This window comes from Hirschia baltica ATCC 49814, assembly GCF_000023785.1.
GTDB classification, from domain to species: Bacteria; Pseudomonadota; Alphaproteobacteria; order Caulobacterales; family Hyphomonadaceae; genus Hirschia; species Hirschia baltica.
On record NC_012982.1, the window covers coordinates 2,001,169 to 2,016,951 of the forward strand.

The 15,783-nt window shown below is 43.6% G+C and carries 12 protein-coding genes; 5 read left to right on the forward strand and 7 right to left on the reverse strand.

Going from position 1 to position 15,783, the window contains the following annotated elements:
• Positions 1-13: 13 nt before the first annotated feature.
• The 3 genes from HBAL_RS09360 to HBAL_RS09370 all read right to left on the reverse strand — a co-directional run bounded on the left by HBAL_RS09360 (position 14) and on the right by HBAL_RS09370 (position 2,994).
• Positions 14-1,303 (reverse strand): homoserine dehydrogenase, encoded by a 1,290-nt coding sequence (locus HBAL_RS09360; protein WP_015827700.1) that lies wholly within the window; start codon positions 1,301-1,303, stop codon positions 14-16.
• A gap of 3 nt (positions 1,304-1,306) precedes the next feature.
• Positions 1,307-2,518 carry an LL-diaminopimelate aminotransferase gene (locus tag HBAL_RS09365; protein WP_015827701.1) on the reverse strand — a complete coding sequence of 404 codons (1,212 nt, stop codon included), beginning with the start codon at positions 2,516-2,518 and terminating at the stop codon, positions 1,307-1,309.
• A gap of 116 nt (positions 2,519-2,634) precedes the next feature.
• Positions 2,635-2,994, reverse strand: coding sequence for a hypothetical protein (locus tag HBAL_RS09370; RefSeq protein ID WP_015827702.1), 360 nt, complete (start codon positions 2,992-2,994; stop codon positions 2,635-2,637).
• Positions 2,995-3,076: 82 nt separating this feature from the next.
• On the opposite strand from HBAL_RS09370, the gene HBAL_RS09375 reads away from it, so the two are divergent.
• The 5 genes from HBAL_RS09375 to HBAL_RS09395 all read left to right on the forward strand — a co-directional run bounded on the left by HBAL_RS09375 (position 3,077) and on the right by HBAL_RS09395 (position 8,541).
• Positions 3,077-4,888 (forward strand): PHA/PHB synthase family protein, encoded by a 1,812-nt coding sequence (locus tag HBAL_RS09375; RefSeq protein ID WP_015827703.1) that lies wholly within the window; start codon positions 3,077-3,079, stop codon positions 4,886-4,888.
• An 88-nt stretch (positions 4,889-4,976) separates the two neighbouring features.
• Positions 4,977-5,552 carry a hypothetical protein gene (locus HBAL_RS09380; RefSeq protein WP_015827704.1) on the forward strand — a complete coding sequence of 192 codons (576 nt, stop codon included), beginning with the start codon at positions 4,977-4,979 and terminating at the stop codon, positions 5,550-5,552.
• Between the two features lie 125 nt (positions 5,553-5,677).
• A complete protein-coding gene (locus HBAL_RS09385; protein ID WP_015827705.1) occupies positions 5,678-6,478 on the forward strand; it encodes a hypothetical protein in 801 nt (266 codons plus the stop codon).
• 1 nt (position 6,479) lies between these two features.
• Positions 6,480-7,325, forward strand: coding sequence for an HAD-IIB family hydrolase (locus HBAL_RS09390; protein ID WP_015827706.1), 846 nt, complete (start codon positions 6,480-6,482; stop codon positions 7,323-7,325).
• Positions 7,318-8,541, forward strand: a complete 1,224-nt coding sequence (locus HBAL_RS09395; RefSeq protein WP_015827707.1) for a glycosyltransferase family protein — start codon at positions 7,318-7,320, stop codon at positions 8,539-8,541. Before HBAL_RS09390 ends, HBAL_RS09395 begins: the two co-directional genes overlap by 8 nt.
• A gap of 47 nt (positions 8,542-8,588) precedes the next feature.
• Here HBAL_RS09395 and HBAL_RS09400 read toward each other — a convergent pair whose 3' ends face one another.
• From HBAL_RS09400 to glgA, 4 genes are all read right to left on the reverse strand, one after another.
• Positions 8,589-10,340 (reverse strand): sugar phosphorylase, encoded by a 1,752-nt coding sequence (locus HBAL_RS09400; RefSeq protein ID WP_015827708.1) that lies wholly within the window; start codon positions 10,338-10,340, stop codon positions 8,589-8,591.
• 197 nt (positions 10,341-10,537) lie between these two features.
• A complete protein-coding gene (locus tag HBAL_RS09405; RefSeq protein WP_015827709.1) occupies positions 10,538-12,196 on the reverse strand; it encodes an alpha-glucosidase family protein in 1,659 nt (552 codons plus the stop codon).
• Between the two features lie 96 nt (positions 12,197-12,292).
• Positions 12,293-14,212, reverse strand: coding sequence for a glycogen debranching protein GlgX (gene glgX / locus HBAL_RS09410; protein ID WP_015827710.1), 1,920 nt, complete (start codon positions 14,210-14,212; stop codon positions 12,293-12,295).
• A 17-nt stretch (positions 14,213-14,229) separates the two neighbouring features.
• Positions 14,230-15,732, reverse strand: coding sequence for a glycogen synthase GlgA (gene glgA / locus HBAL_RS09415; protein ID WP_015827711.1), 1,503 nt, complete (start codon positions 15,730-15,732; stop codon positions 14,230-14,232).
• Positions 15,733-15,783: the final 51 nt, after the last annotated feature.

Sequence of the window (15,783 nt, forward strand, 5' to 3'; positions counted from 1 at the left end):
CTCTATGCGAAACTCATGCCTCAACGCGTAACACACGCGGTTTATCAACACATGTATCCAATTCTTCAACCATGGCAGCTGCAGATTCTGCCGCTTTTCTTGTACATGGATGAGTCATTATAGCTATCGGTGCACCCAATTGCCCTGCACTTGAATCTTGATGCATCTGATCAATCGAAACATCACAAACTGCTAAAGCTTTAGACAAAGACGCCAATGCACCAGATTTATCAGATAAACGGGTACGAATAAACCATGTGGTCTCGGGACCATCACCGACAGCACGCACCATTCTCTCATTCAATTTGGCAACAGGTGTACCAAATGGGGGCGTTGCGGGGCCTTGCAGCACACGCGCAATGTCTCCCATCACAGCTGAAGCAGTTGGACCTTCACCCGCACCCGGACCAGCCATAGTCACGCTTCCCAAAGGCTCACCTTCTACCATAACGGCATTCGTTGGGCCTGTGATTTGCGCAAGAGGGTGCTCAGCTTTGTACAGAACTGGAGCAACATTACAGCGCACACCTGAATCGTTTTTGACAGCCTCAGCGACCAGCCTGATACGATATCCCATTTTTTGCGATAAAAGGATATCAACCCCGTCAATCTGGTCCACACCAGAAACCAACACTTTTGAGAAATCTGGTTTCGCACCAAATGCCAATACCGACAGGATAAGTGCTTTATGAGCTGCATCCATACCAGAGACATCCAGATATGGATCTGATTCGGCATAACCAAGCTTCTGGGCTTCTGCTAGAACAGGTGAGTATTCCTGCCCGGTCGTCAACATTTCAGATAAAATGTAATTACATGTTCCATTCAAAATACCCGACACGCGCGAGATATTTACGCTGGATAAGCTATCGCGAATAACGCGAACAATAGGAACACCGCCAGCAACAGCTGCATCAAAAAGAAGATGCACATTGTTTTCTTCAGCTAACCTAGCCAACTCTTCACCATGCTCTGCAACGACTGCTTTGTTCGCCGTAACAACATGCTTTCCTGCCTTTAGAGCAGCCTCAATAGAAAGCCGCGCCGGCCCATCAGATCCACCAATCAATTCAACATAAACATCTATATCATCTGATATTGCCAGTTTCACTGGATCATCTTCCCAGCGGATACCTGAAAGGTCGATACCGCGATCGCGTGTCTTACTTCTCGCTGATACAGCAGAAATTACCATTTCACCCGGCAGACGAAGTGATTCCTGATCATTGACGAGTTTTACAAGCCCAACACCGACATTACCCAGCCCAGCTATTCCTATGCGAAGTTTATTTTGTTCTGTCATTTTCTACTCTCCAGCACTTATGACTGGTTCTGAATTATTTGGGCCAGCTTCAATGAAGCGACGTATATTTCTAGCAGCCTGTCTTATCCGTTGTTCGTTTTCAACAAGTGCAATACGAACATGACCATCACCATACTCGCCAAACCCTGCGCCCGGTGCGACAGCAACATGCGCTTGCTCAATTAAGCGAAGTGAAAACTCCAATGAACCTAGATGACGAAATTCTTCTGGAATAGGAGCCCAAGCGAACATAGATGCGCGTGGTGATGGAACCTCCCAACCAGCTCTTGTGAAACTCTCGATCAGCACATCACGGCGGGAACGATATATCTCACGCATTTCCACAACACATTCTTGCGGCCCATTCAAAGCAGCAGCAGCGGCAACTTGAACGGGCGTAAAAGCACCATAATCAAGATAAGATTTTACGCGCGCGAGAGCTGCAACAAGACGCTCATTACCTGCAGCAAACCCCATTCTCCAACCAGCCATTGCATAGGTTTTAGACAATGATGTTGTCTCAATTGCTATGTCCATAGCACCTTCTACTTGAAGGACTGATGGTGGTGGATCGTCAAAATATATCTCTGTGTATGCCAGATCCGACAAAATCCAGATTTCATGCTGCTTCGCAATCCGCACCGCTTCTTTATAGAAATCCAAATCCGCAACCTGCGCTGTCGGGTTTGCAGGGTAACACAATACCATAGCGGTCGGTTTAGGCACGGAATGGCGAATCGCCTTATCCATTCCAGCTAAATATTCTTCCGGTGAATTAGCTTTGATATGACGCATGGAAGCACCAGCTATCAAAAACCCAAATGTATGCAGAGGGTATGATGGGTTTGGCGCAATAATCACATCACCCGGCGCAGAAATAGCCTGCGCTAGATTCGCAAAGCCCTCTTTAGATCCTAATGTCGCAACAATATGCTTATTCGGGTCCAATTCCACGCCGAAACGGCGATCATAATAGGCTGCAGCAGCGCGCCGTAATCCGGGAATCCCTCTAGAGGCGGAATACCGATTCGCTTTTGGCTTGTATGCAGTTTCACATAATTTATCGATAATGTGCTTGGGTGTCGGTAAATCTGGATTTCCCATACCAAGATCAATAATGTCCGCGCCCGCCGCTCGTAGCTCGGCCGCTTTGCGGTTTACCTGCTCGAACACGTAGGGAGGAAGACGTCTGATCTTGTGAAATTCCAACTTCATTAGGACACCAGTATTATACTTTCAAAGAGCCTCGCACAATTACAGAGGCTTAGGATAAAAGGTCTTAAACGGTCATCCTGCGCTTTGCACGTAAAATATCTTTTTTTTGCGCGAAATTAGTTTTCTAAGATACCTTTTTCAACTTCGTCCCGCATTCGTTGTGCCCAAACGCTAGGATCTTCTAATCCATCTTCCAAAGCAGTCTTCGCTTTTGGGTCAGATTCTAGGGCTTCTAACTCAGCGTCAAGTTGCGCTTCACCATCAAGTATATGCTGTGGAATAGGCCCGCGCTGAGATTCAGTTGGAATACTGGAAAACTCAGGATAACCTCGGTCTATGGTTTCTTGTTTTTGTTGCTCATACCAAGTTGGTGCATTTTCCTCAGCTGCTTCCAGACGCTCTTTAACACCTGAAGCACACCCCGCGACAAAAACAGGGATTGCCAATGCGATCGCAATTCGACAAAATTTCAACATATGTTTAACAAACCCTCGAGTCATTCCTGCGAAGCTGAATGAGTGAAAAGAAACACTTACCGAAAGTCTGATTAGCGTGACGATGGAATATGATAAACCTCAAAATCCAGAATTTCATCAATCTGATGAAAATGAAGATTTAAAAGAACGCTTAGTCAGTCTTTCGACAGAGTTTCACAGACTCTTAGCTGAAATTATACATTATGACGACACTACATCCACACAAACTGTGCACATGTTTATGGCTCTGGACACATTACAGCGCAGTTTTGGCACAAATTCTAAAAAACTCATTCAAGCCCAACAAGATTTAGCACAACGCCTTGCAAATGCAGCAAAAATCACTCTAGACCAAGACACAAATGCCCTTCAGGAAAACAATCATTCTGAAGTACAACGTATTGAAAACTCTATGTTTTCAGATGATCTTTGGCAAAAATATCCCTTGTTTGACTTTCTCAGTCAGTCCTATCTTGTCTGTACAGAATGGTTGAGAGATCTAATTACTCAGGCTGAAAATCTATCTGATTCCGAAAGACAAGAAATTCAATACTATTTGCATCAATTGATGACCTCTCTTTCACCGGCAAATAATTTTTTCACAAACCCGGTCGCCATTCAAAAATTTGTTGAAACAAAAGGCCGTTCACTCGAAAAAGGGCTTGAGAATTTAATTCAAGATTATGACAGTGATTACAAACACTTAAACATCAGCCAAAGTGATATGAATGCATTTGAAATTGGCAAGCATGTCGCCACCACCAAAGGCCAGATAGTCTTTAAAAACGAGCTGATCGAACTCATTCGTTTCGATGCATCTCAAGGTGAGGTTTATGAACGGCCCCTTTTGATTTTTCCACCTTGGATCAACAAATATTATGTTCTTGATTTACAAGCAAAAAATTCACTTATTGCATGGTTACGCGACCAAGGATTTACGGTGTATGTCATTTCTTGGCGCAATGGCGATAACGTCACCCGCGACCTCAATTGGGACGATTATGCAGGACTAGGCGGATTAGCTGCAATCGAATATGTTTATGAAGCGCACAAAACTGCCATTAATATCGCCGGATATTGCATTGGTGGCACAATGCTTTCAACGCTATCTGCATATCTATTTAAGAAAAAAGACCAGCGTATCAACAGCTTAACATTTATGTCAGCTCAAACTGACTTTTCTCAAGCTGGCATGATGAATGTCGTGGTTAGCGAAAAAACATTTTCCGACACTGCCGCCGCAATAGTCAAAAATAAAGGCCTAATGCCCGGTGAACTTATGTCGGATGGGTTCAACACATTACGGCCTCAAAGGCTTATCTGGCAGTGCGTTGAAAACAACTATCTTCTGGGAAATGACGTAAAGCCATTCGATTTATTATTTTGGAATGGTGACCAAACCAATATTCCCGGTCCTCTTCACCTTACTTACTTGCAAAATTTTTATCTAGAGAATCAACTCCCTAAAGGTGAATTTACGATTTTTGACGAGAAAGTTTCACTTTCAGATGTTACCTGCCCAGTCTTTATTCACGCTGCCGCAGGCGATCACATTGCGCCTTATGAATCAGTCTACAAAGGCAGGCACCTATTTGGAGGACCGACAAAATTCATCCTCGCAGAATCAGGGCATATTGCAGGCGTCGTGAACCCTCCTATCAATAATAAATATGGCCACTGGAGCGGCGGAACGCCTACTTTAAAAACGGGTGCGGAATGGAAGGCATCAGCAAAGTACCAAAAACGCAGCTGGTGGCCCGCTTTGGCCGAATGGTTATCCCAACACTCAGGCGAGAAAACAGCTCCTCCCCAAACTATTCCAGGTGCACCTCCAGCACCCGGCGAATATGTCAGAACCAAATTAGCGGATATTCACCAATGGCGAAAAAGTTAATGCTGAAATCCCGCCTCATGCATTGAACGCTTTGAGAATCCTCATTGCAGGCGTACAAGCACTTCGCCACATAGAGGATGGGAAAGCTATGTCTAAGATTAGGTTCACACTTGAGCACCTAAAGCCTCATTTAACGACAAGTTTTCTTATCTGTTTTGCATTCCTGCTCAGTTATGCATCTGCCCATTTTGTTGCCCTGCAAAGTAGTCAAATCTCTGCTAAACAGGAGATTGAAACGGATGCAGTGCTTTTGAATGCTGCATTAGAAAAAACTGACGCTGACTTACAAGACCTTATCGAATGGATAGATTCGCAAGTGCAAATGCAACGCTACCCTGCTGAAAAATTGTATTTTTTAGCCGATTCCGAACGCAACCGAATCACTGGTAATTTAAAGGCTTGGCCTGAACACGCCCAACCTTACAATGGTTGGCATCAATTTAATGGATCTGAGACAGGTATTACAATTGGTCCATCGTATGCGCGAGTTTCTTCCATTAATATTGATGAGACAACAAAACCATACAAATTACTTATCGGACGCCAAACCCCTTCTACGCCGTTTGTTTTTCAGAAAATCTGGCCAGTATTTTTATCTTTGGCACTTATTTTTGGAATTTGTGGTGGATTTATTTTTCAAGCTCAAAAACCAAACAAGGATTAAAAATCAAGGGAAGTTCTAGCTCTATAATTAGGCATTAAAAGTGATGTTCACCAAATCTACTTGTATTTTTTTTTGTAAAACACCCTAATGTAATCAAAAAACATTCAAGGGAATAGGAGCCAATAATGTCCAGCATTGATCAATACTTCAAAGACTGGGCTAGCAAAGTAATTTTATCCTCGGATGACGCTCCGCTCATATTTGTATCCGGCGCACAGGGAATTGGTAAATCAACAGCGATGAATGCAATCGCAAATGCTTTTGATAACCAAATAGCCATTCTGGGAATTGACGACTTCTATCTCACAAAAGCTGAACGCCAAGCCTTAGCAAAGGACACATCCCCCCTTTTTGAGACTCGCGGCCCTCCGGGTACGCATGATCTTGTATTATTGAACAAAAAAATTGACGAATTACAGTCAACAGATTCTGCATCTATAACGAAAATTCCATCATTTGACAAAATTACAGATGATCGCAAATCAGAGAAGAATGACCATATTTTCAATGGAAAAGCCAAAGCCATAATTGTTGAAGGCTGGCTAGTTGGTGCAAATGCTGAACCAGACAGCGTCACTGAATCTCCTATGAATGAAATTGAAAACACCGAATCAGCATTAAATTGGCGCAAATACCAAGAAGACCAATTAAGTGGCCCGTACGCAAAATTATGGAATCGTTCACCACATTTTTTTCATTTGAACGCCCCAAGTTTCGAAACTGTTTTAAATTGGCGAATAGAACAAGAAGAAACCACACGAGGACTTCATAAAGGAGAGCTTCCGGAGGAAATACGCGACTGGGTTAGAAGCTTTATCCTTTATTATGAAAGGATCACTCGCCGTATGCTAGACGGAAAAAAAATGTCAGGTGCTCAATTGTTTGTAGACAAAAACAGAACCGTCATCAAATTCGAGGAAAGGTAGAATGCCCAACCTTATCGTTTTTACTGATTTGGACGGTACTTTACTCGATCATTCAAACTATAGCTATGTTTCAGCTAAGCCTGCTTTGATTGCACTTAAAGAGCTTCAAATACCTCTAATTCTTGCCAGTTCAAAAACATCCGTTGAGATCAATTCACTACGTGAAGAAATTGGTTTCAGTGATTGTCCTGCCATTGTTGAAAATGGTGCCGGTCTACTTGCCCCAGGGCAAACCAGTTTTGAAACGCAAGATGCATCCGATTATACACGGCTTACACAAATCATAGCCAATGCCCCGGAAAAACTTCGCCAATTCTATAAAGGCTTTAATGACTGGTCCATTGAAGAACTAGTGGAAATTACAGGCCTGCCCCGTGAGAGTGCCTTCAACGCTGCTAAACGCCAATTTTCTGAACCTGGCCTATGGACTGGGACAGACGAAATGAAAGAAGCATTCTCCGAATATTTATCTCAAAACGGTGTAAGTTACCGCCATGGTGGCCGCTTCATGACTTTGTCCTTTGGTGCAACAAAAGGCCAGCGCATAGAAGAAATCTGCCTTCGATACACAAAACCTGACAAACAGATTATTTCTCTGTCTTTAGGAGATGCTCCAAACGACGTCGAAATGCTGCTAGCTACAGACTATGGTGTTATTATCTCTAATGAGCATTCAGTTGGCATTCCCGAGCTACCTGAAGAATCTAATGGCAAAATTATACGTACGACTAAAACTGGGCCAGCTGGTTGGAATGATGCCGTGCTTGACTTCATCTCCAAACATTCAGGCTCTAACCCCCAAATAAAAAACACCCCAAAGACCGAAAGCGAGAAAGACATTGGCTGATTTTCATCAAAACGGACACGTCGCAACGCTCCATGATCTACGCCGCGTGAATCCTGAGACAATGGAACGCGAATTAGAACAGTTTGCTGAAACGCGTAAAATCACACTTATTCTGCCATCTTTATATTCAGAATTACAAGGTGAAGCACTCGGCAAAATCATTGATGAGTTGAGTTCTGCAAAATTTATCAACAGGATCGTAATTGGTCTTGATCGGGCAAATGAAGCCGAATATCGCCATGCAAAAGAATTCTTCTCGCGATTACCTCAAGAGCATGTCGTTTTATGGAATGACGGTCCTCGTTTAAAGGACGTTGATTTACGATTAGCTGAAATGGGACTTTCACCAATTGAACCAGGAAAAGGACGTAATGTCTGGTTTTGTATTGGACACACTCTTTCACGTGGAGATAGCGACATTGTTGCCCTTCATGATTGTGATATCGTCACATACACTAAGGAGATGCTGGTTAAGCTGCTATACCCAGTTGCAAACCCTAGCTTCCCTTACCTGCTTTCAAAAGGTTTCTACCCAAGAATTGCCGATGGTAAGTTCAACGGGCGCGTCAGCCGTCTTCTCGTAACTCCCATACTTATCGCTCTCTCAAAAGTTATTGGGGAACGTGATTATCTGGACTACTTATCTGCGTTTAGATATCCTCTCGCTGGTGAGTTTGCCATGCGCACGTCAATTCTTTCCGACATGCGTATCCCGTCCGATTGGGGACTGGAGATTGGTGTTTTATCTGAGGCTTGGCGAAATCTAGCTCCCAAAACCACTTGTCAGGTGGAAATATCTGATGCTTATGATCACAAGCATCAACCGCTGTCTGAAGAAGATGCGTCAACCGGCCTTTCTCGAATGTCGATTGATATATGCAAAGCTCTGTATCGCAAGCTAGCGGCCGATGGCACAGTTTTCACTATGGAAACATTCCGCAGCCTGAAAGCAACCTACTACCGTCTCGCTCTGGACCTGATCGAGAATTATTACAATGATGCGATTATGAATGGTCTTCACGTAGACCGTCACGCTGCTGAAAAATCAGTTGAGTTATTTGCTTCTAACATCATGGAAGCTGGTGAAATATTCCTTGAAAACCCAATGGAAACACCTTTCATTCCCAATTGGAGCAGGGTGCACGCAGCAGACCAAGACCTCATGCGTGTGATGTCAGAATCAATTATGCAAGATAATGAAGACTACCAACCCTAAGCTAAGCCACGCAGAGTCCGCCCCGCTATAATATGCGGGGCTTTTTCCTATTTTGAACGATTGGTTATCCACCGACACTGATATGGCGCAAAAGTGATTTCAGATGTGTGCTCGTTCACTTTTTCTCCAGATAGTAAATCAAACCAGTCATGTCCACCAATCAGATTGATCGATACAGCTGGAATGGTCAGCTCTCTATCTGTTACATTATGCAATGCGAATATTGATTGCGAACGGTCATAGCTTTGACGCCAGAAACCAAAAATATCATCCCCAAGCTGCATGGTAAATTGAGTAGCGTTTGGATGAAATGCCTCTTGTTTACGGCGGATCTGAATACGGGCTGTCATTTCTGATAATACACGTGCATGAGAGCTATTTTCATCGTCAAGATAAGCTCGCAAATCAGGATAATTCCAGCGCCGTCTATTAATTGCGCGATTTATACCCGTCTTTTCAACACCAGCCATGTGATTGTGCGTTCCAATCAATGAATGGATGTAGAAAGCTGGAATTCCTTCCAGTGCCATAACAATAGACTGACTGCACAAGAAACGTTGAAGCTGAAGATCATCCTCACCTTTGAGCGTCCCCTTCAATGCATCGAAAAACGTGACGTTCAACTCATAAGGTTTCTGACCACCATCTGGCGTCGAGCGCATGGAAACCAAGCCACCAAATGATTTTACTGTTTCAATAACATCATTGATTTCTTCTTCATTTAGCAAGCCTTCAGCCGGTCTCATTCCTATACCATCATGAGATGCTGAGAAATTTAGATAAGCACACCCCATTTGCGCAGGTGGCATCGCCATTTGCCATTGGTTTAAATGACGTGAAGACCCACTCAGCAAAGCCTGCAAAATCAATGGCGGTAGAGAAAAATTGTAAACTGCATGCGCTTCATTCCTATTTCCAAAATAGGATAGGTTTTCTGTGTTTGGCACATTCGTTTCTGTCAGAAGGATCACGTCTTCTTTGGCAAAATCCAACAACAAACGCATGAGCTGAACGATTGCATGAGTTTGAGGAAGATGAATGCAATTCGTGCCAATTTCTTTCCAGATAAATGCAACAGCATCCAGCCTGATTATTCTAACACCATTATCGACATGCAGGCGCATTATCCGCAAAAATTCCAGCAGAACTTCAGGATTGGTAAAATCAACATCAACTTGATCGTGGCTAAATGTGCACCAAACGTGCTTACTACCTGAAGGAGTTTGCACTTCCCGCAACAATTCATTGGTACGCGGACGGACAACCTCACTCAAATCATCATCAGGACGCGCCTCAAAGAAAAATTTGTCATAAGGCTCATGACCTTGCCGATAGTCGTTAAACCACTTGCTTTGGCTAGATACGTGGTTCAACACTAAGTCTGACATCAGTTTAAAACGCTTTCCAATACGTTTTATATCTTCCCACTCTCCAAGCTCACTATTGACTGAACGATAGTCAGTTACCGCAAAACCATCGTCTGATGTAAATGGGAAAAAAGGTAAAATGTGTACGCTAGTTATAGTGTCCCCTAAATAGCGCCTTAAAAAATCCTGTAATAAATCTAACGGCTTATGCTTCCCGTCTTTTATCGAATTTCCATAGGTGATAATCACAGCATCATCTTCGGACCACAGTCCGATATTGCTTGGCTGACGTTGATCAGTGCGTATTAAATCACTGTCTTCCCAATACGCTTCGATAATCTGCTCGATAAGGGAATCGCAGTCATGCTCAGGATAAATGAAGCTCACTAATTCAGTCAGCTTAGTCTTAAATGCTACAGAAATATCCAGCATAGAATGCTCCGCCTTATGCACGCGCGTCTTAATTGAAAAATTGCGCCCTCGTCCTACTGACATCAATAGATGGCAATAACAGTCAATAATTTAATAGACGACTGCCAGAAGATTGAACGATGGTTTGAGTTTATATTGAAATTACGTACATAAAGAAGGCAGACAATCAATATCACCTGCCTTTCTTATTTATCGGGTTATTTAGTAAGTTTTGCCCAATACGCAGAGTAAGCTGGTAAATCATGAGGCACTTCCCAGCCATCACTCATACCGTCATGACTAAACATGACCTTCCAACCCTTTCCAAGATGGTGATTCCATTTTGAATGTTTATCGCTGAAATTGTAGACACACATAATGTGCTCTTCGTCATGTCGTCGCATAAACGCCAATACAGAGGAATTATGCGTATCCATAAATGTCATCGAGCCGAGTCGAAGCGCCAAAGTTCTCTTTCTTACACCCATCGCATATTTGGTGAAGCGCAGCATGCAGGGAATATCATCAGTTTGAGTATCAACAGCTAATTCAGCTTGTTTTGGATCGACTGGTATCCAAGGTGTCCCTGTTGTGAAGCCCGCATGATCTGCATTTTTATTCCACGGCATCGGCACCCGCGCACCATCTCTCCCCAACGTCCTTGGCCAATTCGCAATAGCTTCTGGATCTTTCAGATGTTCAAAAGCAACCTCACCCTGAGGTAATCCCAATTCCTCACCTTGATAGATAAACGCGTTCCCACGCAGTGAAAGCAGCAACATCATATAATTACGCGCTGCGAACCAACGGTTTTCTGGCTTTGCCCACCGACTAACCGCACGTGGTGCATCATGGTTTTCAAAAGCCCAAGACGGCCAACCTTCGCCGTCTTCACCTATCCAATTTCCAAGAGTTCCTCGAACCTTGTCCGCAGAAACGGGAGGCCCATCAAGAAAATCAAAACTATATGCAGAGTTCAAACGTTTATCACCATACGTGTAATCGCGCATTTCCGATAAAGCTTCATCTCCTCCAATTTCGGCAACAGTAAAAATCTCGCCGTGCTTATCAAGCTCTTTACGAATACGTTCCATAAAAAGCGGGATTTCTGGTTGTGACTGATTGTGGATACGCTTTTGCATATCAAAAGGACGCGTAACACGAGACCTTTCCAAATTTGAAGGAGGGTTATCTGTCATCGCACGGTTATGCATAGCAAAGTTTATGGCATCCATACGAAAACCATCAACACCGCGATCTATCCAGAAACGCATAATTTCCAAAATGGCATTCTGCACATCCAAATTATGCACATTCAATTGCGGTTGTTCTTTTAGAAAATTGTGCATGAAATACTGTTGGCGGCGTGCATCCCATTCCCATGCTGGTCCACCAAAAACAGATTGCCAATTATTGGGCGGCATTCCATCAATTTTTGGATCAGCCCATACATACCAGTCAGATTTTACATTCTTTCTGCTTTGGCGGCTCTCTTCAAACCAAGCGTGTTGATCCGAAGTATGAGCATAAACTTGGTCAATAATAATCTTCAGCCCACGACTATGAGCCTGTTCAACCAAGTCATCAAAATCATCTAAGGTTCCAAATGTGGGATCAATCTCTTTATAGTCAGAAATATCGTACCCATAGTCAGCCTGTGGAGACTTAAAAAACGGTGATAACCAGATGGCATCGACACCCAATGATGCAATATGGTCCAATTTTTCAATACACCCTCTCAAATCTCCAATACCATCACCGTTGGAGTCGTAGAAGCTGCGCGGATAAATGTGATAAATAACAGCCCCTTTCCACCAAGGAGCTTTGTCTGAGCTCTTATGTCCAAGTTCAATTTCTGAAGGGGTCACAATATTCATAACTTACATTTCTATCGGTAATTGAAGTCTAATTGGTTTCAAATTGAATTTAGTATTGATAATATCATCTGTGCAGCCTGTTAAAATAAGGGCCGTTTAATAAAAAACGACGTTCACAGTCCGCGGACTTATGGTTTGGGTACTTCCACAACGAATAAATGTCTGATGACGATCAGTCCTGTTGAAAAGTATTAATGCATTTTTAGAGGTCAATTCCATAACAAACGCCCCCATATCAGGCTTTTCCCAATCAAGAACAGTCATTTCTTCACCATCAAAGCGCCGCCAGACAACATCTTGCTCCGCCCAAAAGTGAACATCATCATGTAGACCTAGTTTTTTTCGAACTTCAGACAATTCTGAAACATGACGCTCAAGCTTCTTGTCCCGCTTTGACCAGTCTAACCAAGTAATCTCATTATCCTGAGCGTAAGCATTATTATTACCTGATTGACTGCGTCCGAATTCGTCACCGGCTGTCAGCATAATACAACCTTTGGAAAGGAAAAGTGTCGATAATATCGCTTTTAAATCAACACGCCTTTTATTCAAAACAGACTGATCGGCAGTATCGCCTTCTACGCCATTATTCCATGAAATATTATCATTGTGGCCGTCGCGATTATTCTCTCCATTTGCATAATTATGCTTGTCTTCAAATGCCACCAAGTCAGCGAGTGTAAATCCATCATGAGCGGCGACAAAATTCACAGAACGCGTCTTTGAAGGTTTATCCTCATCCAGATTTTGATAAACATCAGACGATCCACAAAGCCGCGTTGCAAATTTCCCAAGTGCATCGGCGTCACCTCGCCAAAAACGTCTTACATCGTCACGATAAGCATCATTCCATTCGAGGAAACGTGACGGAAAATTACCAAGCTGATAACCACCAGGTCCGATATCCCAAGGCTCTGCAATTAGAACGCAATCATTGAGCACATCATCTGCCAACATCTCCTGAATGAGACTGGCTTTGGCGTTGAAATGGCCCCCATTCGCATCTTCACGGCCCAGTGCTGGCCCTAAATCAAACCGATACCCGTCTATACCTGCGAATTTCACGAAGTACCGCATGGAATCAAGTATCAAACGGCGTACAACAGGATGGCTACAATCAATGGAATTGCCGCATCCAGTATCATTTATCAAATGTCCAGGCTGACCATCATGTGTTCTAAAATATGATTTGGCATCTAAGCCTCTAAAACTCAGTGTTGGTCCGTAGACGTCGCTTTCTCCATTATGATTAAAAACAACATCTAGAAACACACTAATATCCGCGTCGTGCAACGCTTTCACCGCAGCTTTTAATTCCTCTAAGCCACCCGGCGCTAATTTGGGATCAAGTGCAAAATAGCTAACAGGATTATACCCCCATCCATTGTGCAGGTTCAAAGGTGCAAGATGACGTTCATCTATCCATGCATTGATTGGCATAAGCTCCACAGCATCGACACCAACCCGTTTTAAATGCTTAATCACAGATGGATGCGTAAGGGCAGCAAGAGTGCCTTTTTTAGTCTTTGGTATTTTGGGGTTTAGTTTTGAAAAACTATTGACCTGAAGCTCATAAATCAAACCGCCATCAGGAAACTTTTTATGAGCGTTTTCAACTTCAAGCGGAGGCACGCAAACAACCGCTTTGGGCATCAATGCAGCTGTATCAATTTTTGCATCACGATGCGCCGCCAGATCCGCATGATATACGAAAGCTTGATTGATTTGGGTTGCATAAGGATCCAAAAGCAATTTGTTTGGATCAAACCACAAACCATTTTCTGGGTCCCAGACACCATCAGCTCGATAGCCGTATAAACTTCCTTCGTCAGCATTTTCGATGAATGCTGACCAATACCCCTCTTCATCCTTTGTCATCAGAATGCGATCAGTTTCATGATCACCATCAAATAAGCAAACATGCATACTTGATGCTTCAGGAGACCATACGCAGAAACGCACCCCATTGGGAAGTAAACGCGATCCAAGGTGTAATTTTAGATCAGGGTTGATCATTGATTTTCTCTAAATCTCTATAGAGCAGCTCGAATTGCTCGAGAAAGTGGCCGAAACGTTTTCTTGGCATCGTAATTTGCAATAACTTGACGATATAGATCTACATAGCGCGCTGCACTTCGTCCCCAAGAAAAGTCTGACCTCATACCGGCGCGCTGCATAGATTTCCAAGCAGTTTTGTCATTGTACAATTTTATCGTCCGAACGACAGCTTGTTTCAAATGAAATGGGTCAGGCGGGTAAAATTGCACACCAGTCGCACACCCAAGAGATACCGATGCTTCATTGGCGTCAATAATCGTGTCTGCAAGCCCGCCAACACGCGTAACCACTGGAACACACCCATAACGAAGCCCATACAATTGCGTCAGCCCACACGGCTCAAAACGCGATGGAATTAAGATTGCATCACCACCAGCCTGCATGCGATGGGCAATTGGCTCTTCATAGCCAACTTTGACTCCAATCCTGCCTGGGTGACGTTGCGATGCAGCAAGAAAACCACGTTCAATTGCATTATCTCCCTGACCGAGCACCGCAAATTTTGCACCCATCGGAACCAGCTCATCCAACAGCTCGAGGAGCATATCTACGCCCTTTTGCCATGTCATGCGGGAGCAAATAACAAACAGAGGGTCTTCATCATGAAACAGGCCAAACTCTGTTTCCAGATCAAACCTGTTCTGACGCCTCATCTGATAATTACGTGCCGAATATTGTTTCGTAATATAAGGGTCTTCAGGCGGGTTCCAGACATCATCATCGATCCCATTCAAAATACCATATAGATCATTCTCACGATGATTAATTAGTCCATCCAGACCCATGCCATTTTCAGGGCGCCGAATTTCACGCGCATAAGTCGGACTAACAGTCGTAATTACATCAGCCGAACTTAGCCCTGCTTTCATATAGCCAATGCCGCCATAATATTCGACGCCATTCATAGCCCAAGCTTTTTTAGGGAGACCAAGCTTTTTGAATATTTTAGCATCATACCTGCCTTGAAAAGCAAGGTTATGAATCGTCATGATCCGAGGAATATTACCAAAGTTGGCGTATCGCACATATGCAAGCGACAACGCAGACTGCCAGTCATGCGCATGAATGACTTGCGGCTCCCACTCTTTCAACTTTCCAAGTGCAACGTCCGCAGCAGCTTTAGACAATGCCCCAAACCGTTGCCAATTATCTTCCCAGTCCGCACCATTTTCATCAAGATAGGGCCCACCTGATCGATCAAAGAAATCAGGACAATCCAATACATAAATTTTATGGCCAGCTACTTCATCTGCCAAAATAGCAGCTTTGCTTCCAAATAAGTTGTTGTAGGTTTTCACTACACGTGGATTTTCCAATTTACTCATCACCGAACGATATCCGGGAATGAATGAACGCACTTCCACGCCCTGATCTTTTAGTGCTAACGGCAGCGCACCAGTGACATCAGCCAAACCGCCGGTTTTGATCAAAGGATACAGTTCCGAAGTCACAGATAACACACGAATGGGACCACTCATCCCACTATCAGATTTCTGCGTATTAATCTGCGACTCTAAAAAATCGAAACT

Bases quoted from the DNA above. Each gene is read 5' to 3' on its own strand.
- HBAL_RS09390 (WP_015827706.1), top strand. From the start codon at position 6,480: ATGCCCAACCTTATCGTTTTTACTGATTTGGACGGTACTTTACTCGAT.
- HBAL_RS09405 (WP_015827709.1), bottom strand. From the start codon at position 12,196: ATGAATATTGTGACCCCTTCAGAAATTGAACTTGGACATAAGAGCTCA.
- HBAL_RS09375 (WP_015827703.1), top strand. From the start codon at position 3,077: ATGGAATATGATAAACCTCAAAATCCAGAATTTCATCAATCTGATGAA.
- HBAL_RS09370 (WP_015827702.1), bottom strand. From the start codon at position 2,994: ATGTTGAAATTTTGTCGAATTGCGATCGCATTGGCAATCCCTGTTTTT.
- HBAL_RS09360 (WP_015827700.1), bottom strand. From the start codon at position 1,303: ATGACAGAACAAAATAAACTTCGCATAGGAATAGCTGGGCTGGGTAAT.
- HBAL_RS09365 (WP_015827701.1), bottom strand. From the start codon at position 2,518: ATGAAGTTGGAATTTCACAAGATCAGACGTCTTCCTCCCTACGTGTTC.
- HBAL_RS09385 (WP_015827705.1), top strand. From the start codon at position 5,678: ATGTCCAGCATTGATCAATACTTCAAAGACTGGGCTAGCAAAGTAATT.
- HBAL_RS09400 (WP_015827708.1), bottom strand. From the start codon at position 10,340: ATGCTGGATATTTCTGTAGCATTTAAGACTAAGCTGACTGAATTAGTG.
- glgA (WP_015827711.1), bottom strand. From the start codon at position 15,732: ATGAGTGGTCCCATTCGTGTGTTATCTGTGACTTCGGAACTGTATCCT.
- glgX (WP_015827710.1), bottom strand. From the start codon at position 14,212: ATGATCAACCCTGATCTAAAATTACACCTTGGATCGCGTTTACTTCCC.
- HBAL_RS09380 (WP_015827704.1), top strand. From the start codon at position 4,977: ATGTCTAAGATTAGGTTCACACTTGAGCACCTAAAGCCTCATTTAACG.